This window comes from Pseudomonas sp. NPDC090208, assembly GCF_044746785.1.
GTDB lineage: Bacteria > Pseudomonadota > Gammaproteobacteria > Pseudomonadales > Pseudomonadaceae > Aquipseudomonas.
In genome coordinates this window covers 47,562-71,999 of the sequence record NZ_JBIVCU010000013.1, presented here as the reverse complement: position 1 = coordinate 71,999, position 24,438 = coordinate 47,562, and the positions used below count along the sequence as shown (strand labels likewise).

The 24,438-nt window shown below is 57.0% G+C and carries 16 protein-coding genes; 12 read left to right on the top strand and 4 right to left on the bottom strand.

Going from position 1 to position 24,438, the window contains the following annotated elements:
• Positions 1-129: 129 nt before the first annotated feature.
• From ACIPL0_RS21070 to ACIPL0_RS21060, 3 genes are all read right to left on the bottom strand, one after another.
• Positions 130-990 (bottom strand): HPP family protein, encoded by an 861-nt coding sequence (locus ACIPL0_RS21070; protein ID WP_400596342.1) that lies wholly within the window; start codon positions 988-990, stop codon positions 130-132.
• Between the two features lie 345 nt (positions 991-1,335).
• Positions 1,336-1,617 carry a hypothetical protein gene (locus tag ACIPL0_RS21065; RefSeq protein ID WP_400596340.1) on the bottom strand — a complete coding sequence of 94 codons (282 nt, stop codon included), beginning with the start codon at positions 1,615-1,617 and terminating at the stop codon, positions 1,336-1,338.
• A 521-nt stretch (positions 1,618-2,138) separates the two neighbouring features.
• Complete coding sequence (locus ACIPL0_RS21060) at positions 2,139-3,317, bottom strand: sugar transporter (protein WP_400596338.1); 1,179 nt, start codon at positions 3,315-3,317, stop codon at positions 2,139-2,141.
• A 420-nt stretch (positions 3,318-3,737) separates the two neighbouring features.
• Here ACIPL0_RS21060 and ACIPL0_RS21055 point away from each other — a divergent pair, with 420 nt between their 5' ends.
• Complete coding sequence (locus ACIPL0_RS21055; protein ID WP_400596336.1) at positions 3,738-6,404, top strand: autotransporter outer membrane beta-barrel domain-containing protein; 2,667 nt, start codon at positions 3,738-3,740, stop codon at positions 6,402-6,404.
• 45 nt (positions 6,405-6,449) lie between these two features.
• Positions 6,450-7,166, top strand: a complete 717-nt coding sequence (locus ACIPL0_RS21050; protein WP_400596334.1) for a hypothetical protein — start codon at positions 6,450-6,452, stop codon at positions 7,164-7,166.
• 315 nt (positions 7,167-7,481) lie between these two features.
• Here ACIPL0_RS21050 and ACIPL0_RS21045 read toward each other — a convergent pair whose 3' ends face one another.
• Positions 7,482-8,324, bottom strand: a complete 843-nt coding sequence (locus ACIPL0_RS21045) for a hypothetical protein (protein WP_400731600.1) — start codon at positions 8,322-8,324, stop codon at positions 7,482-7,484.
• Positions 8,325-8,961: 637 nt separating this feature from the next.
• On the opposite strand from ACIPL0_RS21045, the gene ACIPL0_RS21040 reads away from it, so the two are divergent.
• The 10 genes from ACIPL0_RS21040 to ACIPL0_RS20995 all read left to right on the top strand — a co-directional run bounded on the left by ACIPL0_RS21040 (position 8,962) and on the right by ACIPL0_RS20995 (position 24,426).
• Positions 8,962-9,189, top strand: a complete 228-nt coding sequence (locus ACIPL0_RS21040; RefSeq protein WP_400731599.1) for a helix-turn-helix transcriptional regulator — start codon at positions 8,962-8,964, stop codon at positions 9,187-9,189.
• 437 nt (positions 9,190-9,626) lie between these two features.
• Positions 9,627-10,328 (top strand): inovirus Gp2 family protein, encoded by a 702-nt coding sequence (locus ACIPL0_RS21035; RefSeq protein ID WP_400731598.1) that lies wholly within the window; start codon positions 9,627-9,629, stop codon positions 10,326-10,328.
• A gap of 99 nt (positions 10,329-10,427) precedes the next feature.
• Positions 10,428-12,578, top strand: a complete 2,151-nt coding sequence (locus tag ACIPL0_RS21030; protein WP_400731597.1) for an NERD domain-containing protein — start codon at positions 10,428-10,430, stop codon at positions 12,576-12,578.
• Positions 12,579-12,788: 210 nt separating this feature from the next.
• Entirely contained in the window at positions 12,789-13,691 is a 903-nt protein-coding gene (locus tag ACIPL0_RS21025; RefSeq protein ID WP_400731596.1) for a WYL domain-containing protein, read from the top strand.
• A 4-nt stretch (positions 13,692-13,695) separates the two neighbouring features.
• On the top strand, positions 13,696-15,774 hold the full coding sequence (locus ACIPL0_RS21020; RefSeq protein ID WP_400731595.1) for a RecQ family ATP-dependent DNA helicase: 2,079 nt from the start codon (positions 13,696-13,698) through the stop codon (positions 15,772-15,774).
• Complete coding sequence (locus ACIPL0_RS21015; protein WP_400731594.1) at positions 15,771-17,180, top strand: DNA-processing protein DprA; 1,410 nt, start codon at positions 15,771-15,773, stop codon at positions 17,178-17,180. The genes ACIPL0_RS21020 and ACIPL0_RS21015 overlap by 4 nt, the downstream gene beginning before the upstream one ends.
• A gap of 59 nt (positions 17,181-17,239) precedes the next feature.
• Positions 17,240-18,742, top strand: coding sequence for an N-6 DNA methylase (locus tag ACIPL0_RS21010; protein ID WP_400731593.1), 1,503 nt, complete (start codon positions 17,240-17,242; stop codon positions 18,740-18,742).
• Positions 18,739-20,265: an N-6 DNA methylase gene (locus ACIPL0_RS21005; RefSeq protein ID WP_400731592.1), complete on the top strand. Its 1,527-nt coding sequence runs from the start codon at positions 18,739-18,741 to the stop codon at positions 20,263-20,265. Before ACIPL0_RS21010 ends, ACIPL0_RS21005 begins: the two co-directional genes overlap by 4 nt.
• On the top strand, positions 20,258-21,439 hold the full coding sequence (locus ACIPL0_RS21000) for a restriction endonuclease subunit S (protein WP_400731591.1): 1,182 nt from the start codon (positions 20,258-20,260) through the stop codon (positions 21,437-21,439). The genes ACIPL0_RS21005 and ACIPL0_RS21000 overlap by 8 nt, the downstream gene beginning before the upstream one ends.
• Positions 21,439-24,426 (top strand): type I restriction endonuclease subunit R, encoded by a 2,988-nt coding sequence (locus ACIPL0_RS20995; RefSeq protein WP_400731590.1) that lies wholly within the window; start codon positions 21,439-21,441, stop codon positions 24,424-24,426. Before ACIPL0_RS21000 ends, ACIPL0_RS20995 begins: the two co-directional genes overlap by 1 nt.
• Positions 24,427-24,438: the final 12 nt, after the last annotated feature.

The following is a 24,438-nucleotide window of genomic DNA, read 5'->3' as shown; positions in this document are numbered from 1 at the left end:
GACCTGCCGGGAACCGGCAGTAAATTCGGACAACGCGGTGTATCAGGTGGACCGCATGCACAGGTTTTACGACCGGTCCCCGGTCGGTCGCGGGACAAGCCGCGCTCCTACATGAGTGTGCGTAGATGCTCACTCCACCAACGTAATGATGCCAATCACCTTCTTCTCCGCATCCAGCACCGGCAAGTATTTGCTGCCGTGGCTGGCGAGCAGTTTCATGGCGTCTGCCACCGAATGCTCCAGCGACAGGCTCTGGCTGCTGCGGGCGAGGATCTGTTCGGTGTCGATGTCGTCGCGGCTGCGGCGCAGGGCGTTTTCTTCGGTCTTGTGCAGAATGGTTTCCAGATCGTCCCGCGACACATCGACGAACTCGCCCATCTCGTCCAGCGCCTTGTCCAGGTCGGCAGCGTTGAAGCCGGCACGTTCAGGCAGCGCGATCTCATGGGACGCTGCCGGTTGTTCGGCCGGCTTCGCTTGCAGGCGCGGATAACGCACCAGGGTCAGGTTGTTGTAGACCAGCGCGGTGAACAACAGCGTTGCGGCGTTGAGCATCACCGGCGCCAGCACGTGCAGGCCCATGGCCGAGAGGTCGTATTTCGAGGTGACGATGCTGATCGCGATGGCCGCTCCTGGCGGGTGCAGGCAGCGGAACACGCACATGATCAGGATCGATGAACACACCGCAGCGCCAGCCGCGAAGATGGTATTGCCCAGCAACTGAATGCATAGCAGGGCAACCAGCGCCGAAATCAGATAGCTGCCGATGATCGACCAGGGTTGCGCCAGCGCGCCGGTCGACACGGCAAACAACAGCACCGCCGAGGCGCCAAGTGGGCCGAGCAGGTGCAGGGTGATGTCCATGCCAAACAGCTGCTGACAGCACAGCGCGCTGACGAAAATACCCAGGCATGCACCGATGGCCGCACGGGACCACTCGGCCGGGTGGGTATTCAGGGAATGAGGGATGAAGCTGCGCAGAATATTCTTCACGGTCGGTCGGTATCACAGGGCAGAAAAAAAGGAGCTCGCGGGTATCGCCGAGCTCCTGTGCATAGAAATGCTAATAGTTTTTCAAAGGGCAGAACGACATGGAGGGCTGTTGCGGCAGCCTTCCGGTCGCACTCAAAGCACGCCGATTGTGGTCAGGAAACGCCTCGGAGGCAAATTCGAAATAATGCAGTCACAGTGCAATATTTTTGAATTTAATGCTCAGAGGATAACGATTGAAAAGAAAAGCCTCACCAAAATTGAATTTTGGTGAGGCTTCGGGGGTGTCGATGAAGCTGGCTGGCCGCAGGCGGTGTCGGGGGCACACCCCCTGCGGCCGATACAGCGTCAGAGACTGCGGGCCTGCGCCGAAGGACGGGCTTTACGGGCAGGACGCGCGGCTTCGACTTCCAGCAGATGCATGGCCAACACATCAGTCAGAAAACGGAACTGATCGTTGAAACCGACCACCTCATTACTGAAGTGGTTTTCCGCCGACGGCATCATGAACGCATCGAAACGAGTGTCTTCGATCAGGCTCTGGCGGTGTTTACGAGTCACGACATGTTGTGAGTAATAGTTTCGACCAAACTTGGGGAAACTGACGTGCAGGGTGACGGCTCGGGTCATGTCGAGTGCTCCGCATCAAACAGAAAGTTGAAGTAGAAAGTTGCTGATAAGTGTCAGCTACTGGGGCCTTAGTTGGCCCGGGCCATAACACGTTCGACGTTTACGTCAGCGGTGACATGCACCGACTCCTGAGCGAAAAGTTTGAGGGCAAAGACATACGTGGTCAGCGCAGTCAGCGACAAGCAAGTCAGAAGATGAATAACCATTTTTCCTGCCCTCGGTTCGTGTTTGGGTGTGACTTGATAGTACGCCGATGGATTTTTCGCGGAAGGCAATCAGGAGAATGTTGGATATCGACAGGAATGATGGTTGGGGCGGGAACCCTGAAATGACGCGGGGTAGACGCATCTGCTGATGGTGCAGAGGGCCAGGCAGCGGCGATAACCCTGTGGGAGCGAATTCATTCGCGATGCGCTATTCCAGTCGGCGTGGGTCTATCGCCTGAAACACCGCATCGCGAATGAATTCGCTCCCACGGATAATCTCTGTTGAATCAATAAAATAGTTATGTCGTGCCGTGATCAGGCACGAATACTCTCGCCATACCGATACGTCGCCAGGCAGCACAACAGCAGGCCGCTGAGCGCCACCAGGCCGCCGACCAGGCCGATATTGGCGATGCCCAACTGGCTGATCACCATGCTGCCGAGCAGGGCGCCGCCGCCGATGCCGATGTTGTAGATGCCCGAGTGCAACGACATCGCCACATCGGTGGCGTCCGGTGCCATGGCCAGCACCTTGGCCTGCATGACCAGACCGAAGCACATGATTGCCATGCCCCAGATCACGCTCAGAGTGGCGATCCACGACGCCTTGCCGGACAGCGGCAGCAGCAGCGCCAGACACAACGCCAACGCGGCGATGGCGGTGATCAACAGGCCGCGTGGATAACGGTTGTTGTAACGGCTGAACACGATCGAACCAAGAATGCCGGCGCCGCCGAACAGCAGCAGAACCAGCGTGGTCATCTCGCCGCTCATCTTCGCCACCACCTGCACGAACGGTTCGACATAGCTGTAGGCGGTGAATTGCGCGGTGATCACCAGCGCCGTCAGCATATACAGCGATACCAGCGCCGGACGTTTGAACAGGATCGGCAGGCTGCGCAGCGAGCCCGAATTCTGGCTTGGCAGCAGCGGCAGGGACTTGATCAGCACCAACACCGTCAGACCCGAAGCAATGGCGATGGACAGGAACGTGGTACGCCAGCCCAACGCCTCACCCAGCACGCGCCCCAGCGGAATCCCCAACACCATTGCCAGCGAAGTGCCAGTCGCCAACAGGCCCAGCGCCTGCACCTGCTTGCCAGCCGGCGCCACGCGCACCGCCAGCGACGCCGTGATCGACCAGAACACCGCGTGGGCCAGGGCAATGCCGACACGGCTGACCAGCAACATGCCAAAGCTCGACGCCACGCTCGACATCACATGGCTGGCGATGAACAGCATGAACACGAACGTGAGCAGCTTGCGCCGCTCGATATTGCGGGTCATCAGCATCATCGGCAGCGACGTCAACGACACGATCCACGCATACACCGTCAGCATCAGGCCAACCTGCGCGGTGGTCATGTCGAAACTGTGGCCGATGGCACTCAGCAACCCCACGGGCACGAACTCCGTGGTGTTGAAAATGAAGGCCGCGAGGGCCAGCGCAATCACGCTGAGCCAACTTCCAGTGCGAGCATCGGTGGTGTTCATGTGCAGGACGCGCCAGCCTCAAAAAGAAGAATCGTCAGGATGCCGCACTGCCCTGGAACAAAACGCCGACAAGCCAAAACGCCGCGCGAGGCCGGAGCCAGGGCGGTGCGTGCGGTCAGCAAAATATTATGAGTATGGGGAGATACGACGAGATGGGGCGGATTCTACGCGTTTGTTAACGTTGTCACAACGTGCGACGTCCGGTCGCAGGTCAGGTCTTGTGGGTGTCATCGGCCTGCTTTTATCCACTGTGTTCATCACCGCTTGTTTGCGTAAATTGGCCGCTAACTTGACATGCTGGCGAGCTTACTCTTAGCTCAATAAGCGTCAGGAGTAACAACTCGGTGTTTTTCGAAAAGAAAATCGCACCGGTGTCTAAAGGGAATTAACAGGTCGGGTCATCCCCGCCGGAGTATTCTGATGAAGCAGCCCATTCGGGCGAGCGTCAGCAATATTCTCTATATGTCTTGCGTATCTATGTTGTTATTGCCAGCCACGGAGATTAAGGCAGCCTGCACGCTGACAGCGGGTGCAGGCAATGACAGCTACGTCTGTGACAGTAATACCAGTCCCGCACTTACCGATTTATTGGGTAACAACACACTCACTTTTCCCGCCGGCGGCACAGGCACCGTGACCGGCAATGTCACGTTCGGGCCCGGTGCCGATCAGGTGCTGATGAACTCCGGCACCGTTCAGGGCGCGGTCAATCTGGGCGATGGCACCAACACCTTTCGCATCAGCGCCGGCACCGTGACTGGCGCTGTCATTCAGGGTGAAGGTGTGGACAGTTTCCAGATGACCGGCGGCACGATTCTGTCGCTGTCCCAGGGCAACTCCCCCGATGTCTTCAATATGAGTGGCGGCACCATCACCGGCGCTTTCGAGGACGGCGATGTCGCGACCATGACCGGCGGCAGCATCGGCCGGGTCGACATGAAGCTCGATGACAACATCTTCAACATGTCGGGCGGGCAGATCATCGGCAACCTCGTCACTGGCTTCGGGCGCGACACGATCACGATTTCCAATGGCAGCATTGGCGGCAACATCAGCGTCAGTGGCGGCGACGACATCGTAAGTATCAGTGGCGGCACGGTCTCCGGCCAGATCCGCTTCAGCACCGGCAACGACACCTTCAACTGGACCGGCGGCGGAGTGCTTCGCTCGGCAGTTTTGCTGGGCGACGGCGATGACGTCGCGCGCATCACCAACCTCACCGAGAGCACGCTCTCCGCGACGCCGCTGGTAGACGGCGGGCTGGGCAACGACCAACTGACCTTCAGCAACACCACTTCAGGAGTGCCTGAGCGTTACCTTGGCTGGGAAACCGTCAACCTCAACAACCAGTCGCACTTCGACCTGCCGGGGGACTTCTTTCTTGGTGACAGCGTGAGCGGCACCGGGACGTTCAACATCGATGCAACCAGTACGCTGGCGCCCGTCCAGGGCGCCATCCGTCCGTATGCGGCGGGGCAACTGGCGACCCTCAACAACGCCGGCATCATCGACATGACCACTGGCAGTTCGACGGCGACCGACAGCCTCACCGTGTACGGCAATTACGTCGGCAACGCCGGCCAGTTGCGGCTGCAGACGGTGTTGGGCGATGACACCTCGGCCACGGACAAACTGATCGTGTCGCAGGGCACTATCAGTGGCGGCACACAACTGGCGGTGAGCAACCTCGGTGGCCTCGGCGGCCTGACTCAGTCCAACGGCATCGAAGTGGTACAAGCCACCAATGGTGCGACCAGCACCACCAGCGCATTTGCACTCGCCGGTTCGCTGTCAGCCGGCGCCTATCAGTACTACCTGTTCAAAGGCGGTGTGAACGCCGGCACGGAAAACAACTGGTACCTGCGTTCCTCCGTGGTGGCACCAGCGCCCGCGGCCTCGCCTGTGCCGTTCGCCGCGCCGCCGGTCATTCCCCAGGCCGCAGCGCCCATACCGGCTGCAGCGCCTACCGTCAGCGCCGACGAGCCACCTGTCGAAGCCCCCACTGCGACGCCCGTGGCGCCCGCCACCCCGGCAACGCCGACGCCACCGGCCGACACCGCCGCCGTCGCCCCGGAACCGGCCGCCACCACGCCGCCGCTGCCGCAGCCCGCAGCCGGATCCGATCCCGTTCCGCTGTACCGGCTCGAAGTGCCGGTCTACTCGGTCATCGTCCCGGCTGCACAGATGATGACCCTCAACAGCCTCGGCACCTTCCACGAACGCCAGGGCGAACAGAGCCTGCTCACCGAACAAGGAGTCGTGCCCGCCGGCTGGGCACGTGTGTACGGCAGCGACTTGAAAAAAAGCTGGTCCGGCACCGTATCGCCGAAACTCGACGGCTCGACCAAGGGCTACCAGATCGGCCACGACCTGTACGCCGCCACCACCGATTCCGGCCAGTTGCAGCGACTGGGCTTCTTCGTCGGACAGAGCACCCTGCGCGGCGACGTCGACGGCTTCGCCGAAGGCTTCCAGCACCGCAAATCCGGCCACATCAAACTCGACGGCGACAACTTCGGCGCCTACTGGACCCTCGTCGACCCCAAAGGCTGGTACATCGACACCGTCGCCATGGGCACCCGCCTGAGCGGCACCAACCGCTCCGATCGTGGCGTCAAACTCGACACCGAAGGCCACGCCGTCACCCTCTCACTGGAGGCCGGCTATCCAATGCCCGTCTCCGAAAACTGGGTCGTCGAACCGCAAGTGCAAGTCATCCACCAAAGCATCGACCTCGACAAACAGAACGACGGCATCTCCGACGTCTCCTTCGACGCCCAACCCTACTGGACCGGCCGCGTCGGCGCCCGCCTCAAAGGCCGCTACACCGTCAGCAACATCCCCGTAGAACCCTACCTGCGCGCCAACACCTGGCACACCTTCGGCGGCAAAGACACCACCACCTATAACGGCGTCGACCGGATCAAGACTGATCACAAGGCTTCGTCGGCGGATGTGGGAGCGGGGGTTGTGGCGAAATTGTCGAGCGGGGTGAGTGTGTATCTGGCGGTGGATTACGACACGAGTCTGGACAGTGAGAAGCTGGATGGGACGAGTGGGACGGTGGGGGTTAGGGTGAGTTGGTGAGGGAGGCATCAAGCCGGTGACGGCTTAGCGTCCAGGAGGTGCCATATGAAAACCGACACTACCCTGCGACTTGGTCGCGTTCAGTATAGGCAGCTCGCCGAGCTAACCAAGCAATCAGGTTGCTGCCTCGCGATTGGCACGCATGAAGAGTTACGAGGCGCTTGGGGGATCTTTAATCCCTTCGTCCAAGCCGTGCATGCAGATGCATGTGTTGATACTCCATTTCTGCAGGAAAAGGGCGTGATTCAAATAGCTCGTAGTGTTGACGCCGGTCGACTCAGAAGTGTGCAGCGACCTGAAATTGATTGGAGTCAGCTTGAAGATGACGAAATTTATGAATTCATCGTGCAGCATGAGCTTGGCCACTATCGCAGCAATCATTGCATCTTCAAAATTTTTGAAATCCATGATCGGGATATTCACACAGCGTGTCATCGGGTCATCCGGGCGGTGAATGAAGTTCTCGCCGATCGTTTTGCCTGGAACGCTATCCGGCCCAGCGAACCAGTGCCGCTATGCGAAACCGGAAAGCGCCTTCAAGAACAGATGGTTGAAGCATTGGCTCTCTTGGACAAGCACGCTCCGCGCTCACGGATCACACCCCATGTCTTGCCAGCAGGTCAGTATCTTTACGTGCCACGATCCATGCTTCTGACAGATTGGCGCTTGGCTTATGTTGGCCCACTCGTCTCTCCTGAACTGGTAGAGCGGGGCCGTTCTTATGAGCGAGCTCGGCGGGGTGGGCATCAGTGGATTGTGTAGGCGGTGGTACCGTGTAGCCGTAAAAAAATCGAAGTAGTGAGCATGGTCTTAGAGCAGGCTACGAAACTGCTTCGGGCTATTGGTTTTGGAGAGGTTCAGCACGTTGGGAGTGTCCAGTGTCCGGATCAGAAAATAGCTTGTAGTGCCGGGGTAATCTGAACTGGCTTTGTAAGCTATTGATATAAATCGCATATTTCGGTTAAGAAATTTGTATGGAATACTGTTTGGAATACAGAGTTTTGATGCTGTTGCTTCAAGGCAGTGTCGGGGGTGGGTGCGCCGCCTAATCAACGAGAGGAAGGCTCGTGGGGGCTGCTAGTAATCAAGGTGTATCCCTGCTTCGAACTCGCCTGTTATCAGGCGCTCTATGACTTGCGGTCGCTTCAGTTTGTGCCTTGCGGCTAATTCATCCAGCTGGGCGATTACCGCGATCGGGATCATTACGTTGAGCTGTTTCTTGTCAGGGTTGCGCACGTCGAGCTGCTTACGATTCCATCTCTTTTTGATCTCATTGATGATCGCCTTTTGCTCGTTACGTCCGAGCTCCGCTCCATCGAAGAACATCAGCAACTCTTTGTAGTTGGTAATGGGAATGGTCCGTCTGGATACGAGGCTGTTGTCCTTCACTAGCCACTCCCAGGCGCAAGCACAGCGTGAAGCGCTTTCCTTCTTTTCTGCGAACCACTCGAATGCACTGTCCTTTGCTTTGTGCTTCAGCCACTCCCTGCGAAGAAGCTCAATCTCTTCCGACTTCTCCTCCAAGTATGCGTCCCAGCTATCAATTAGAGCTATCAGTAGCTTCCTACCTGTGAGATGAACAAGCCCCCTGGGCAGTCTCAAATTGGCGAGTTTCTCGATCCTGCCAAGTAGCCATTGATGCTGCCTTTCGTCTTCGTCTATCCATGCGAGTGATTCATCTGGAATCAGGCTTTGGTCCTTCTCACGTGCAATCCGATGCAGGGGGTATTTCTTCGTCTTCAAAAAAAAGGCGATTTCGTCACGCATCGTCAAGCCGCCGCAGGTGCTTGGATCAAACGAAGCATCACGGTCCATCTGGAGATGTAGCCATAGCCAGATGTCATAGCGCGCATTGCGTCCTGGATCGCCGAGTAGCTCGCTAAGGGCATCTGACACTTTTCGGTTGTCGGTATTTGCCATAGTTAATTTCTACCATATTGATTTAGCTTATAAATATAAACTATTGTATAATTTAGTTATAGCTTTGCTCTATAAAATAAAAAATATAGATCTATAAACGATATAGTAAAGATCTAAAGATACTCTATCAGTACTGTAGCAGATTTCTACTATTATTCTATGGTTTTAGTTTTGAATATTTCTACGTTTTTACTGGGCTGTAGATGATTTTAATCTGATTTCTAGCTGATTTTTTAATGATTGATAGGCGTTAAGGATTTCCGCATATTCATGCTGCCACTAAGCTTATGCGCGTGAGGTGGAAGATTTACCGTGATGAGCCAGGACTACCTATGTCCTTAACAGAGGAGCGGTTGGTCATCGGGCAAGGCTAGGGCAGCATTTTAGAAACGATGTTGAGCGAACTTTAGGAGCGGACATGAGGGGCGCGGTTGGATCGTGATAGGTGGCTGAGATGTGGCTCGGAGGGGGGGCGGCCGGCGACGCCAAATGACATCAGAAGCGGTCTTCCCGATGAACTCCTCGGCCAAGTCAGTCTCTGGCTTCTCGCTTTAGGCCCAGGTCTATGGCGCGACGTTAATCAGGTGTTTTTTTACAACCCCGGGTAATCCTTTGAGCCATACAGAGGAGCCTGCTCATGCGAATCATCCGTCTGAAAGAAGTCATCGACTCGACTGGCCTGGCACGGTCGACCATTTACAAGTACATCGCCGAGAACACCTTTCCGAAGCCGGTTTCATTGGGAGATCGCTGCGTCGGCTGGGTCGATAGCGAGGTACACGATTGGATCCTAGCCAGGGTCGAAGAGCGTGACCAAGCCGATGCCGGCCCCGCTCGCGTCAGTCGGCTGGGGGTTGCCGTCTAAATTAGCCATAAACGCCACGACCACCGCAGGTTGGTCGTGGCGTTTATGCCGGGCGGGCTGTCGACCAATGGGGATTTGTAAGTCTCTCTTCAGACCGAGCGATGGCACTCTTCAGTGCACGGCTTATCGGGGCCCGAGATCGCCTGACTTATGGCCATCTCCGGGCGTGCGGAGTTGGTTTTCTTCCGGAGCAGGGCGCTGGCAGAAATGATCCGGCCAGGCTGGGAAATTGGGGCTTCGTTTCCCTAGCCAGTCGAGAGCGTCATTCTCGGTAAAAGTAATATGCTGTAAGCGGTCATCACTACCTAAAGGGTTCCAGGACTACTCATCAGGTCATTGGAATATCAACGGTATCTACGGCGATTGAGCATCAAGAGGTAACGGTTAAAAAATACTCAATGGGCACAGGTTATGAACCTTACCCAGGAGTAGTAACCATGCACCTTGATACCCCCTGCACCAAACGCCCTCTGCGTCGTCATCGCGATAACACCAACCTTCACCTGCACGACTTACCTACCTTCGATGGCTTGCCCGTAATGCTTGCCGTAGGGCCCTTCATCCGCGAATACCTTTTCCGCCTGAAGCAGACCATTGACCTAGCGCTAGATCAGCACTCCAGGGTGCTGGCATTCCGAGTGGATCTACGCCTACCGGTTGGTATTGATCTGCCTGACTACGCTTACACCAACGAAGTCATCAGCCGGTTTATCGACTCATTCAAGGCTAAGATCGAGCACAACCGCGCCAAGGCCCGTCAGCGCAACCCGTACGCCCATGACAGCAAGGTGCGTTACGTCTGGGTCAGAGAAATCGGAGAGATGGGGCGCCCGCATTACCACCTGCTGATCCTGCTCAATCAGGAGGCCTACTACACGGTGGGGTGGCTCAAGTCTAAAGCCAGCAATATCAATAACCGCATGAAAGAGGCCTGGGCAAGCGCTCTGGGACTGTCCATTGATGGCGTGAGAGGACTGGTGAATATCCCGCCAAACGCTGAATACCGAATAGACCGAGATGTCCGCCCTGGTGATGTGGATGAACTGCCTGCACTGTTCTTTAGGGCAAGCTACCTCTGCAAAGCCGCTACGAAGTCCTACGGTGATAATCATCATGGATTCGGATGCAGTCGGGGATAACTGCCTTCATGCTACGCAATGCACCATGCCCATGGAATCCTGGCCTGCCAATGGTTTAGGCTCCGGCCAGGAATCTAAGGCTGACATGAGCGCTGCGAGATGACGGACAAAGGAGAGCGCTGCCGGCAGCATTATCAGTCGGTATACGAACGAAATCAGCCAGAGATCAGCAAGGGCCGTGCTCTTGATGAAGGCCTGCATCATTTCCTCGATCAACGCCCGGCGGGTAAGAACCTGTCAGCAATTGATCGTGCGCAAGGCCTGGCAACGGCATCGTTTTGGCTTGATGTGGATGCAGTAGCTGGGGCCGATCTCGCCAGCCTGGCCCTCAGCCGGGTGTTGCATTTCGATAATGCAGCCAGTGTCGAGCTGCTGTTGCACCTCGCAACCCATAACCCGGAAACCCTCAGATGGGCGATTCGCTACGCGAAGCTGTTTGAGCGTACAGAATCGCCGCTGTGGCTTGCGCTGCGTGCGGCGCTCGTCGGGGATGAGTGGCAAGTTTTCTTCGGTGTCTGTGATCGCCTGCTTGATCAGCTCAAGCCTTTTGATGAGCTGATAGCCATGGCTGAAAAACAGCTTAAGCACTTATCGCTGCTGGAGCTGTTTTCCTACCTGAGTGTTCTGGCCTACCACGCATTTACCGAATACGGTTCCGATGATCCTTCCGGTCAGCAGTGGAAAGTCTACAACCGCATTATTCTGAACAAGCTCCATGCTTGCTCGGAAGAGGATTTCCGCCTAAGCGAATCACGACTCGGACAATCGCTGAAACGGCACCTGTCACCGATTATCTTTCCCGGATCCAGCAATTCTGACGTGGTGAAATGTCGTCAAAATCTTGAGTCTTTAGCCCTTTTGATCGGGTCCACCCAAGAGCGAATCGACTACGAAGATTCCATCGACTGGTTCTGCTTCGATCCGGAATGCCGTTATCAGCTAAAACCGGGCGAGTCGGTTATCTACAACCAGTCGAAGGCGGGAACAGAGCGCTGGCAACGAACCGGGCGCAAGAGTGATCTGCTTTGGCACTACTGGATGAATCGTGCCGTGCACGAATTCGCCCTCTCCGGTATGGCTGAACAAATCATCGGCTCACCTGAGAATCATGAGCTAAACCAGCTGGCCTTTATCAAGGCGGTTCGCAGCCAGCTGCAGTTGCAGCAGATTTACGGCTTGGATGATCGCGTCTCGCTCAATGATGGTTCCCAGGTGCAGGTACATCACTTGCTGCTGGCAAGCGAGCTGACCTCGGTTTTCTTTCAGAAAGAGTTCATCCAGCCATTCCAGAGTCATCTGCGAGAATCGGGCGTGCTTACTCAGGCGCTAGGGCGTTTGGCCATGAATGGCCTGCTTACCGGGGAAAACCGGTTCCCAATGACCTGGTCCGAAGAGCAAGAAAAGATCCGCAAGATCACAGGCTGGACTGTTTGCGACGAACACCCGAAAGGCAGCGCAGATTCAGCCAAGGCCATCCTTACGTTTTGGACCAGCGACTTCAAAGCGCTATCCCAGCAATTGAAGCAGCAACCCCGTATGCCTGCGCCGCGCCTGTACGAGCAGCCCTTCTACAAAATCGGACGCTATAGCTTTCAGTTCCCTTGGGTTGGCGCGCCGCAGAACAACCTGACGGCGGCCATCAATAACCTTCGGCGGGTAAATACCCGTCGGGCCGACATGCAGACTGAAACCCAGCGCGTAGAACTCGCACTGGCCGAGAGTCTTCGGCAACGAGGCTTTGCCGTTGAGGTGGGTTATCGGCCACTGGCGACCGAAGATGACGATGCCGGCGAAGTGGATCTGATCTGCCACCAGGATGGTGTGCTACTGCTGCTTGAGGTCAAGTCAGGCTATATCCGCTCGACTAGGCATGAGGTTTGGCTGCATCGCACCAACACATTACGTAAGGCAGCCTGGCAGTTACGCCGCAAGCAGGTGGCGGTACTCAGTGCGCTGATGACTGATCAAGACCTACGCGCCAGATTGGGCTATCACGGCCAGCAGCCTGAAGCGGATCTGCGTGCCTGGATCGTCGACACATCCATTGAGCTAGATGGGCAGTCGGTCGATGGCTTCAGGGTGGTATCCCGTGAGGGGCTGGAGGTCATTCTTCGTGATGAGAAGCAGCTCCTCAGGCCGATAGATCAGCTTGAAGAGGGGAGTCAGGATTCGTTGTTTCCTAACGGGTTTACTGCTGGCCAATTTGTCGCAGTTGTCGAGTCCAACGAGCTGTGGCGGGGCATTTGCTAGTACTTGGATGGCAATGCTTTAGGTTCGGCCTGCTGTCTGCCCTGGGGTGGGGTATTTGGCGGCAGTAGACGCTCTGATATCTGTTCTCGTGGTTATCAAAATGCAGCGCATTGGTGATCAATATGGGGTAATGTGCGTGCTCTAAGGAAGGGTATTTGCCATCCCGCTAACGAAGCACAAGGATTCGCTAACCCGAACGAGCCAGTCACGATGTCGAACGAACAGCTTGTAGATTTAACCCAGCCACAGCGCGATCGGCTCGCGTTTGTGGAGTTGCGCGTGCGATTCATTGGGGAGATACGCCGCCAGGACTTGGTCATGCGGTTTGGCATCCAGTCTGCCGCCGCATCCCGGGATCTGGCGCTGTACAAGGAGCTGGCCCCCGGCAACATCGATTACGACTCCAAGGCTAAGTCCTACGTCCTGGGGCAACGCTTTCAGCCGCTCTTCGACTTCCCGCCGGAGCGGGTGCTCTCGTGGCTGACTCAGGGGTTTGGTGACGGCGAGCCGATGCGGCTCAAAGCGTGGGTTGCCAGCGAGAGTCCATCCCGGCTCACCCTCCCAGATCTGGACGTCCTTGCGAGTGTGACTCGGGCTATTCACCAGGAGTGTCCTCTTAGCATCGAGTACCACTCCATCTTTAGTGGCCGCTCCAAGCGGGAGGTTGTCCCGTTCGCGCTGATCGACAATGGCCTGCGCTGGCATGTCCGCGCCTTTGACCGGAAGTCGCAGGAATTCCGCGATTTCGTCATCACCCGGATCAGGCACCCCATTGTCCTCAAGCGCCAGTCAGTGGCGGCTCATGAAATGAGCGATCAAGACATCCAGTGGACCCGGATCGTCGAGTTGGAGTTGGTGCCGCATCCGGATCAACCCCGAGCAGAGATCACCGAGATGGATTACGGCATGCGTAACGGCGTGCTGCGAATGAAACTGCGCGCCGCCACTGCCGGATACATCCTGCGCAAATGGAGTGTCGACTGCTCGCCGGATCATAGTCTGCACGGGCACGAATTTAGACTCTGGCTGAAAGATCACCTGGCGCTGTATGGCGTCAAGAACGCTGTGTTGGCGCCGGGCTACCGCGCGCCCGACCAGAATAAGGGAGAGTAATAACGTGGCCTACGACCCAATACGTGCACTGGAGCTTCTTCGAATCGGTTCCGGACGTGCAGACGCAACCTTCCGCGATGACCAAGAAGATGCCATTCGCCACATTGTCGAAGGCAAAGGTCGTCTGCTGGTCGTGCAAAAGACCGGGTGGGGCAAGAGCTTTGTCTACTTCATCGCGACAAAGTTGCTGCGGGAGGCTGGGGCTGGGCCCGCGCTACTGATCTCGCCTTTGCTGGCGCTGATGCGGAACCAAATCAGTGCGGCCGAGCGAATGGGAGTTCGCGCCGCCACGATCAACTCCGATAACCAGGATGAATGGAGAGCGGTTGAAGCCAAGCTCCGCAGGAATGAAGTTGACATTCTGTTGATAGCGCCAGAGAAGCTGGGTAACGACTGGTTTAACACTGAGGTGCTGGCAGGAATCGCAGGGCAAATCTCGCTAATGGTTATCGATGAGGCCCATTGCATCTCGGATTGGGGGCACGACTTCCGTCCTCACTACCGATTGCTGGAGCGTATCGCCAGAACGCTACCGGCCAATCTGCGCCTGCTGGCAACAACTGCAACGGCCAACGACCGGGTTATGGAAGACCTTGTGGCTGTGCTAGGCCCGAATATGAAGGTGCTGCGCGGTGACTTGAATCGAGGCTCCCTGACGCTGCAAACGATGCGCTTGCCTAGTCAAGCTGCCCGTATGGCATGGATCGCACAGCAGCTCAACTCACTACCAGGACACGGCATCATTTATACCCTTACTATCCGCGATGCTAATCAGCTAGCAGATTGGCTCAAGGCCAAGGGCTTTGCAGTAGAAGCCTACACAGGTAAGACGGGTGATCGGCGTGAGGAGCTGGAGCAAGCGCTGCAAGAGAATCGGGTTAAGGCCCTTGTGGCGACCACCGCGTTGGGCATGGGCTATGACAAGCCGGACCTGGCGTTCGTTATCCATTTTCAGATGCCTGGCTCAGTTGTCGCCTATTACCAGCAAGTTGGGCGGGCGGGAAGAGCGCTGAAATCTGCATATGGCGTGCTATTGAGCGGCGATGAGGAAGAGGGAATTACGGATTGGTTTATCCGTAGCGCATTCCCAACTCGCGAAGAGGTTGACGATGTCTTGGGGGCACTTGATGAAGCGCCGGAAGGACTTTCAATACCTGACCTCATGACCTGCGTGAACATGAGTAAAAGCCGCATCGAGAAGACTATCACGGCACTCTCTCTCGAATCTCCAGCGCCGATCGCCAAGCAAGGTACGAAGTGGCAGCTTACTGCAGCCGAGCTAGGAGACGGATTCTGGGCGCGAGCAGACCGGCTCACCAAATTGAGGCGTGCCGAACTCCAGCAAATGCAGGAATACGTCTCTCGGCCTTTCGGGCAGCATATGGGCTTTCTGATTGATGCGCTTGATGGCGATTCAAGCACTGTCAGCCCACCGTCGTTGCCGCCGCTGTCAGAGGACTTAGATCAGCTGCTGGTTCGGGAAGCTGAGGAGTTTCTTTGTCGCACAAGTCTGCCCATCGAGCCTCGCAAAAAATGGCCCGTGGGGGGAATGCCGCAGTACGGAATTCACACCGCATCCACCATTCCCTATCAAGCACAGCCCGGCAAAGCACTTTGCGTCTGGGGCGATGCCGGTTGGGGTGGCTTGGTTAGACAGGGCAAATACCACGATGGTCGTTTTTCTGACGACCTCGTTGCGGCGTGCGTGAAGATGATTCAGGAGTGGAGTCCTCAGCCGGGTCCGGCCTGGGTGACCTGCGTTCCATCGCTTCGCCATCCCGACTTGGTACCAGATTTCGCTCAGCGCTTGGCTGCTGCCCTGGATCTACCGTTTCACATGGTCATCGCAAAAACAGACGCAAGGCCCGAACAGAAGACGATGGCAAACAGTACGCAACAGGCGCGCAACATCGATGGTTCGCTCGCCCTCAACGGTCAGCCTATTCCTCCCGGCCCAGTCCTCTTGGTGGATGATATGGTCGACTCCCGCTGGACGCTGACGGTGTCTGCTTGGCTGCTGCGCAAGAATGGAAGTGGAGAGGTATGGCCGATGGCCCTTTCACAGACGGGGCACGACGAATGACGCCAATCCTCTCACCAAACACCAAAGCGATCTTGCTGCTGACGGCGCCGCTCATTGCCGGTCGTGGCACGGCATCATCGGATCTGCTCACGCCCGGTGAATACAAACGTCTCGCGCGTCATTTGCGCGAGATCCAGCGCCAGCCTGCGGATCTGCTCTCGCCGGACGCAGCTGAGATCCTGCATGCGTGTCAACCGGTGATTGATGAAAGCCGCCTGCAGAAATTGCTAGGGCGCGGATTTCTGCTGAGCCAAGTTGTCGAGCGCTGGCAAGCACGTGCTATCTGGGTAGTCAGCCGCGCGGATGCAGAGTATCCGCGCCGCCTGAAAGCGCGCCTTCGTGAAGATGCTCCGGCAGTGCTCTACGGTTGTGGCGATATGGCTTTGCTTGAAACCGGTGGGCTTGCCGTTGTTGGATCGCGCCATGTGGACGAGGCCCTCACCGACTACACAATGGCAGTTGGCCGGCTCGCTGCTCGGGCAGGTAGAACGCTTGTCTCCGGCGGTGCCAAAGGCATCGATCAGGCCGCCATGCGTGGCGCCCTTGAGGCGGGCGGAAAAGTTTGCGGCGTGCTGGCGGACAGTCTGGAAAAGACCACCATGAACCGCGAGCACCGCAACCTTCTGCTCGATGGTCAATTGGTGCTGATTTCACCTTACGACCCGAGTGCGGGGTTCAATGTCGGCCACGCGATGCAGCGGAACAAGCTGATTTATGCATTGGCAGACACCTCACTGGTGGTAAGTTCCGACCTCAACAAAGGCGGTACTTGGAGCGGTGCTGTCGAGCAGCTCGACAAACTCAAGTTTGTTCCGGTCTTCATTCGATCGACGGGTGAGTCTTCCACCGGATTGGAGGGTTTGCGGAAGAAAGGTGCGCTTCCCTGGCCTAACCCGCAAGACGTAGATGCCTTCGAGGATGTGTTCAACGTGTCGGTTTCGACACCGACGGCATCCCCACAGACTGGTCTAGCGCTGTTTTCGAACGACGAGTCAACGCCGGCTAATGCCAAGCCAGCGGTGTCTGAACAATGCGAAACCGCGCCATCCCCCCAGGCCGAGAGCGAACCATCGGTGCCGGTCGACGTTATTTCTGCTACGCAGCCCACCGCTGATGTATCCGAAGAACTTTCGCCAGTTAGACCAGAAGTCGCAGCGCCGATAGACGCCGCCAAGGAATCTACGCAGCCGGCATCGACCCCTGCCGAAGTACTCTTCGCGGCCGTTCGCGCAGCGATTCAGCAGCTATTGAGTGTGCCCATGAAGGACACCGAAATAGCGGCCGGGCTAGACGTCTCCAGCGCACAGGCCAAGGTATGGCTACAGCGTCTGGTCGACGAAGGCATATTGGAAAAGCAGAAGAAGCCTGCGGGCTACGTCGTCAAGCAAAAGCGGCTATTTGAGTAACCGATGAATACCAAGCAAGAACATAAGCCGCAGTGTGACGGCATTGATATAGAAGGGTCATGCGTTTGAGCACCCAACAAATCACCCTCGGCCAGCTCGAAAATCACCTCTGGGAATCCGCCAATATCCTGCGTGGTCCGGTGGATGCGGCTGACTTCAAGACCTACATCTTCCCGCTGCTGTTCTTCAAGCGTATCTGCGACGTTTGGGATGAGGAGTACCAAGAGATCGTCGACGAGACTGGTGATGACCAGCTCGGCTGGTTCCCTGAGTCGCATCGATTCCAGATCCCGGATTACTGCCACTGGGAGCACGTGCGTGAAAAGTCGATCAACGTAGGGGCTGCATTGCAGTGGGCAATGCGAGAGATCGAGAAGGCCAACCCTGACACCCTTTATGGTGTCTTCGGCGATGCCCAGTGGTCGAATAAAGAGCGGTTGTCCGATGCCTTGCTCAAGGACCTGATCGAGCACTTCTCCAGGCTGCCGTTGGGCAACAAGAACATCAACTCGGATTTGCTTGGCGACGCCTACGAATACCTGATCAAGAAGTTCGCCGACGCCACCAACAAGAAGGCCGGCGAGTTCTATACCCCACGCAGTGTCGTGCGGCTGATGATCGACATGCTCGATCCCAAGGAGGCCGAGACCATCTACGACCCGGCCTGCGGTACTGGCGGCATGTTGCTAGCTGCCGTGCAGCACGTCAAAGAGATGCACGGCGACGTGAAGCGGCTCTGGGGCAAGCTGTACGGGCAAGAGAAAAACCTCACCACCTCATCCATCGCGCGGATGAACTTGTTCCTCCACGGCATCGAGGACTTCCAGGTAGTGCGCGGTGACACACTGCGTAACCCAGCCTTCTTTGAGGGCGATCGATTAGCCACGTTCGACTGCGTGATCGCCAATCCGCCATTTTCGTTGGAAAAGTGGGGCGAAGAGTTGTGGCTGAATGATCCCTTTGGCCGTAATTTTGCTGGCCTGCCGCCGTCATCCAGCGGTGACTTCGCGTGGGTACAGCACATGGTCAAATCGATGGCTCATGTGAGTGGCCGAATGGCTGTGGTGCTGCCCCAAGGCGCGCTGTTTCGTAAGGGAGTCGAAGGCAGTATTCGCCAGAAGTTGCTGGAAATGGATCTGGTCGAGGCCGTGATCGGATTGGCTCCCAATCTGTTCTACGGCGCCGGCCTCGCTGCGTGCATTCTTGTGCTGCGCAAGCACAAGTCGGCTGAGTACAAAAAGAAAGTGCTGATCGCTGATGCCTCGCGGCTATTCCGCCGGGGGCGTGCACAAAATTTTCTGGAGTCTGAGCACGCTGCTGAAATCCTTGGTTGGTATCGCGGCTTCTCTGATGTGCAGGATGCGGTCCGCGTGGTCAGTCTCGATCAGATCAAGGCCGAGGACTGGACGCTGAACATCTCGCGCTACGTCCTGCCACCACTGCAAGAAGATATTCTGCCGTTACCCGACGCTATCACTGCGTTCAAGGAGGTGCTTGTTCGTTGTCGCGAGGCTGAAGAGCGGTTTGCGCAGGTCATGACTGAAGGGGGATGGCTGAAATGAGTCACCCAAGCAACCGCATTAGCCAACAAGAACTCGAAAGGTATCTGTGGGGCGCCGCCGTCCTGCTGCGCGGCCTGATTGACGCTGGCGACTACAAGCAGTTCATCTTTCCGCTGTTGTTCTACAAGCGCGTTTCTGATGTTTGGAATGAGGAGTACCAGGCGGCACTGGCCGATTCGAACGGTGATTTATCATACGCGCAGTTCGCCGAGAATCATCGTTTCCAGATCCCTGAGGGGGCGCACTGGAACGATGTTAGGCAGACCCCGAAGAGCGTGGGCGCGGCCATTCAGAAAGCGATGCGCGCCATCGAATCTGCCAACCCAGATATGCTCGACGGCATCTTCGGTGATGCGCCCTGGACCAATCGCGAGCGCCTGCCCGATGAAACACTGAAAAACCTAATCGAGCACTTCTCGACGCAGACGCTGTCAGTGGCCAATGTGCCTGAGGACGAGCTCGGCAACGCCTACGAGTACCTGATCAAAAAGTTTGCGGACGACTCAGGCCACACCGCCGCCGAGTTCTATACCAACCGCACCGTTGTCCACCTGATGACGCAACTTTTGGCACCTCAGGCGGGTGAGTCGATCTACGACCCTACATGCGGTACTGGTGGCATGTTGATCTCGGCGCTGGACGAAGTGAAGCGCTCGGGCGGCGAGTACCGCTCGCTCAAGCTCTACGGGCAAGAGCGGAACCTGATTACCTCATCCATCGCTCGAATGAACTTGTTCCTGCACGGTGTAGAGGACTTCGAGATCATTCGGGGCGACACTCTGGCCGAACCGAAGCACATTGAAGGCGACCGCCTGCGCCAGTTCGATGTGATCCTGGCTAACCCGCCGTACTCGATCAAGCAATGGAACCGCGAGGCTTGGACCAGTGACAAGTGGGGCCGCAACTCTCTGGGTACGCCCCCGCAGGGCCGTGCTGATTACGCCTTCCAGCAGCATATCCTGACCAGCCTGACCGCAAAGGGGCGTAGTGCCGTGCTTTGGCCGCACGGCGTGCTGTTCCGTAACGAAGAACAGGCTATGCGCGCCAAGATGGTCGAGCAGGACTGGGTCGAGGCCGTCATCGGCTTGGGCCCTAACCTGTTCTACAACTCCCCGATGGAGTCGTGCATCGTCATCTGCAACCGCAAGAAGAGCGCTGCACGCCAGGGTAAGGTGATCTTCATCGATGCTGTGAGCGAGGTCACTCGTGAGCGGGCGCAGAGCTTTCTCAAGCCTGAGCACCAGCAGCGCATCCTGAGCGCATACAAGACCTTTGCGGATATACCCGGTTTCGCCAAGGTTGCCACCCTGGCCGAAATCGGTGCCAATGCGGCCAATCTCTCTATCCCGCTGTATGTGAAGCGCATTGCTTCAGCCATCGCCACTGACAGCAATGGCGACGCGATAACGCTGCGTTCAGCTTGGGACCAATGGCTAACCGATGGGCGTGCCTTCTGGCAACAGATGGACGCGCTGGTGGAAACGCTGGATGGACTGATTATGGAGGACATCGAGCGTGTCTGATAACAACAACTTGAAGCCTGGTTGGAAAGTCTGGCGTTTTGACCAGATGGCAACCAACGTCAATGTCCGCATCGACAACCCATCCGAATCCGGGATGGAGCACTACGTTGGCCTTGAACACCTGGATGCGGACTCACTCAAGATTCGTCGTTGGGGCTCCCCTGATGATGTGGAAGCTACCAAGCTGCTGTTCAAGAAGGGAGACATCATCTTTGGTCGCCGCAGGGCTTACCAGCGGAAGCTCGGCGTAGCTGAGTTCGATGGTATCTGCTCAGCACACGCGATGGTACTGCGCGCCAAGTCTGAAGTAGTGCTGCCCGAGTTTCTGCCGTTCTTTATGCAGAGCGACCTGTTCATGAAGCGAGCAGTGGAAATCTCCGTGGGCTCTCTCTCTCCGACGATTAACTGGAAAACGATGGCGATGCAGGAATTTGCGTTGCCGCCAATCCATGAACAGCAAATCATGGTAGTGGCACTGGCCGCGCTCCAAGAGACTTCCGCTGCATATGCTGATTCACTTGAGGAATCACGTCGGCTTCTGGCGAATATCCGTGACCGTGTTCTTTGGGAAGGTGAGGGGCAAAACCTGCAAGAAACATCAATTGGGTCTATACCAGCTGGCTGGCTGGCAAAAAAACTTGGCGATGTCGTTGACTTCCAAGGTGGCACCCAGCCTCCAGCGAAAGTTTTTGAGTTCGCCCCCTCTCCCACAAATATTCGGCTGATTCAGATCCGCGACTATAAAAGCGATGAATTTAAAACATATATTCCGAGGGCGTTGGCAAGAAAATTTTGTAGTGTTGACGATGTGATGATCGGGCGATATGGGCCTCCTGTATTCCAGATTTTGCGGGGTCTTGACGGTGCATACAACGTCGCGCTGATTAAGGCGCAACCAAGAGATGGGCTCGAAAAGGGATATCTCTATCACTTTTTAAAAGAGCGAGCGCTATTGCAGATGATTGAAGGTTTGTCTCGCAGAAGTTCAGGGCAATCTGGGGTTGATATGGATAAGTTGAAGGCCTATCCCATTCCGCTTCCTCCACTGGAAACCCAGAAACGCCTGAGTCGGTTGTTTGACTCGATGGAGTATTCGCTGGAAGGCATTCAAGCAAGATTGAGTGCCCTTATCCCTCTGCGTGAGCAAATTCTTTCAGCAACAAGGACAGACTAGTGTTCAACGAATCAAACACCGTCGAAGCCTACGTCCGCGACCTGCTCGCCGGCCCCGTCAAGGTTGCTCCTGCTAACAGCGTCCAAGAACCTCAAACCAGCTACGGTCCCAGTCCAAAAGGCATTGGCTGGCGCTACGCCGCCCCGACTGAGGTGCCGCGCCAGATTCAGGAAGTGCTGGTAGAACCTTGGCTGCGTGAGGCACTGATCCGCCTTAACCCCGAGATTACCGCCCAGCCCGACCGCGCCGACGAGGTGCTCTATAAGCTGCGCGCCATCGTGCTGTCGGTGCGCTCGGATGGCCTGATCCGCGCCAACGAGGAAATGACCGCGTGGATGCGCGGCGAGCGCTCGATGCCTTTTGGCATCAATAACGAGCATGTGCCGGTGCGCTTGATCGACCTGGACGACCTCGCGCAGAATCAGTACATCGTCACCCAGCAGTACACCTACCGTGCCGGTCCCACGGAGCGCCGAGCCGATCTAGTGATGTTGGTGAACGGCTTGCCGCTGGTACTGATCGAGGCCAAGACGCCGGTCAAGAAGTGCATCAGTTGGGTTGACGGTGCTGTACAGGTGCACGACGACTACGAGAAGTTCGTGCCGGAACTGTTCGTTTGCAACGTGTTCTCGGTGGCCACTGAGGGCAAGGCTTACCGCTACGGCTCCATCGGCCTGCCGGTAAAAGATTGGGGCCCTTGGCATCTAGATGGTGACGGCGACGATGGCCAGCACCATCCTCTGAAATCCCTCAAGCTGTCCGCTGAGAGCATGTTGCGTCCGCATGTGGTGTTGGACATCCTCGGCAGCTTCACTCTATTCGCCACCAATAAGAAAAAGCAGCGCATCAAGATCATCTGCCGTTACCAGCAGTTTGAAGCGGCCAACAAGATCGTCGAGCGAGTGCTGGCGGGTTACCCCAGGAAGGGCCTGATCTGGCACTTCCAGGGTTCGGGAAAGTCACTATTGATGGTGTTTGCCGCGCAGAAGCTGCGCATGCATGCCGGCTTGAAGAACCCCACCGTGCTGATCGTGGTAGACCGGATCGATCTCGACAGCCAGATCACGGGTACGTTCACCGGAGCGGACATTCCTAATCTGGAAAAGGCGGATAGCCGCGAGAAGCTGCAGCAGCTGCTGGCGCAGGACGTGCGCAAGATCATCATCACCACGATCTTCAAGTTCGGCGATGCCACAGGCAGCCTGAACGACCGCAGCAATATTATCGCCCTAGTCGACGAGGCCCACCGCACGCAAGAAGGCGACCTGGGCCGCAAGATGCGCGAGGCCCTGCCCAACGCGTTTCTGTTCGGCCTGACCGGTACGCCGATCAACCGTGCTGACCGCAATACCTTTTACGCCTTCGGCGCCGACGAAGATGAGAAGGGCTACATGAGCCGTTACGGTTTCGAGGAGTCGATCCGCGACGGCGCGACGCTGAAGCTGCACTTCGAACCGCGACTGATCGACCTGCACATCGACAAGGCGGCACTGGATGCCGCCTACAAAGACCTGACCGGCGGCCTGTCGGATCTGGACAAGGATAACCTCGCCAAGACCGCCGCCAAGATGGCTGTGCTGGTCAAGACGCCCGAGCGCATCCGTAAGGTCTGCGAGGACATCGTCCAGCACTATCAGACCAAGGTGGAACCCAACGGCTTCAAGGGGCAGATCGTCACCTTCGACCGGGAGTCCTGCCTGCTATTCAAGGCCGAGTTGGACAAGCTGCTGCCGCCGGAGGCCACCGATATCGTGATGTCGGTGCAGGCGTCCGACAAGAAGGAGCACCCAGAGTATGCGCCCTACGACCGAAGCCGCGACGAGGAGGAGCGACTGCTGGATCGCTTCCGCGACCCGTCCGACCCACTGAAGCTGATCATCGTCACGGCCAAACTGCTGACGGGGTTCGATGCTCCCATCCTGCAGGCCATGTACCTGGACAAGCCGCTGCGGGACCACACGCTGCTGCAGGCCATCTGCCGGGTCAACCGCACTTACTCCGAGCAGAAGACCCATGGCCTGATCGTCGACTACCTCGGCATCTTTGATGATGTGGCGGCGGCGCTGGAATTCGACGACCAGAGCGTCAAGCAGGTGGTCAGCAACATCCAGGAACTGAAAGACAAACTGCCAGAAGCCATGCAGAAATGCCTGGCCTTCTTTACCGGCTGCGACCGTACATTGGAGGGTTACGAGGGTCTGATCGCCGCCCAGCAGTGCCTGCCCAACAATGCAGTGCGGGACAATTTTGCCGCTGAGTACAGCGTGCTCAACAAGATCTGGGAGGCGCTGTCACCGGACACGGTTTTGGGCCCCTTCGAGAAGGACTATAAGTGGCTGTCGCAGGTATATCAGTCGGTGCAGCCCTCCAGTGGTCACGGCAAGTTGATTTGGCACTCGCTGGGTGCCAAGACCATCGAGCTGATCCATCAGAACGTGCATGTGGACGCCGTGCGGGATGACCTAGACACGCTGGTACTGGACGCCGATCTGCTGGAGGCTGTGCTGTCGAACCCTGACCCTAAGAAGGCCAAGGAGATCGAGATCAAACTGAGTCGGCGTATGCGCAAGCACGCAGGCAACCCAAAGTTCAAACAGCTCTCCGAGCGGTTGGACGCGCTGAAAGACCGCTTCGAGTCTGGGCAGGTCAACAGCGTTGAATTTCTCAAGCAACTGCTGGAGATCGCCAAGGAGACGCTGCAGGCCGAGAAGGAAGTGCCGCCCGAGGAAGATGAAGATCGGGGAAAAGCGGCGTTAACTGAGCTGTTCAACGAGGTGAAGACCTACGAGACGCCGATCTTGGTTGAGCGTGTGGTCGCGGATATCGACGAGATCGTGCGCTTGGTCCGCTTCCCCGGCTGGCAGGGCACGCAGTCTGGCGAGCGCGAGGTCAAAAAAGCGTTACGAAAGGCTCTCTTCAAATACAAGCTGCATGCGGATGAGGAACTGTTCGAAAAGGCTTACAGCTATATCCGCCAGTATTACTAAAAGAGAGCAGGC

Coding starts and splice junctions, on each gene's coding strand:
- ACIPL0_RS21055 (WP_400596336.1), top strand. CDS start 3,738: ATGAAGCAGCCCATTCGGGCGAGCGTCAGCAATATTCTCTATATGTCT.
- ACIPL0_RS21040 (WP_400731599.1), top strand. CDS start 8,962: ATGCGAATCATCCGTCTGAAAGAAGTCATCGACTCGACTGGCCTGGCA.
- ACIPL0_RS21005 (WP_400731592.1), top strand. CDS start 18,739: ATGAGTCACCCAAGCAACCGCATTAGCCAACAAGAACTCGAAAGGTAT.
- ACIPL0_RS21065 (WP_400596340.1), bottom strand. CDS start 1,617: ATGACCCGAGCCGTCACCCTGCACGTCAGTTTCCCCAAGTTTGGTCGA.
- ACIPL0_RS21035 (WP_400731598.1), top strand. CDS start 9,627: ATGCACCTTGATACCCCCTGCACCAAACGCCCTCTGCGTCGTCATCGC.
- ACIPL0_RS21030 (WP_400731597.1), top strand. CDS start 10,428: ATGACGGACAAAGGAGAGCGCTGCCGGCAGCATTATCAGTCGGTATAC.
- ACIPL0_RS21060 (WP_400596338.1), bottom strand. CDS start 3,317: ATGAACACCACCGATGCTCGCACTGGAAGTTGGCTCAGCGTGATTGCG.
- ACIPL0_RS21050 (WP_400596334.1), top strand. CDS start 6,450: ATGAAAACCGACACTACCCTGCGACTTGGTCGCGTTCAGTATAGGCAG.
- ACIPL0_RS21015 (WP_400731594.1), top strand. CDS start 15,771: ATGACGCCAATCCTCTCACCAAACACCAAAGCGATCTTGCTGCTGACG.
- ACIPL0_RS21010 (WP_400731593.1), top strand. CDS start 17,240: ATGCGTTTGAGCACCCAACAAATCACCCTCGGCCAGCTCGAAAATCAC.
- ACIPL0_RS21045 (WP_400731600.1), bottom strand. CDS start 8,324: ATGGCAAATACCGACAACCGAAAAGTGTCAGATGCCCTTAGCGAGCTA.
- ACIPL0_RS21025 (WP_400731596.1), top strand. CDS start 12,789: ATGTCGAACGAACAGCTTGTAGATTTAACCCAGCCACAGCGCGATCGG.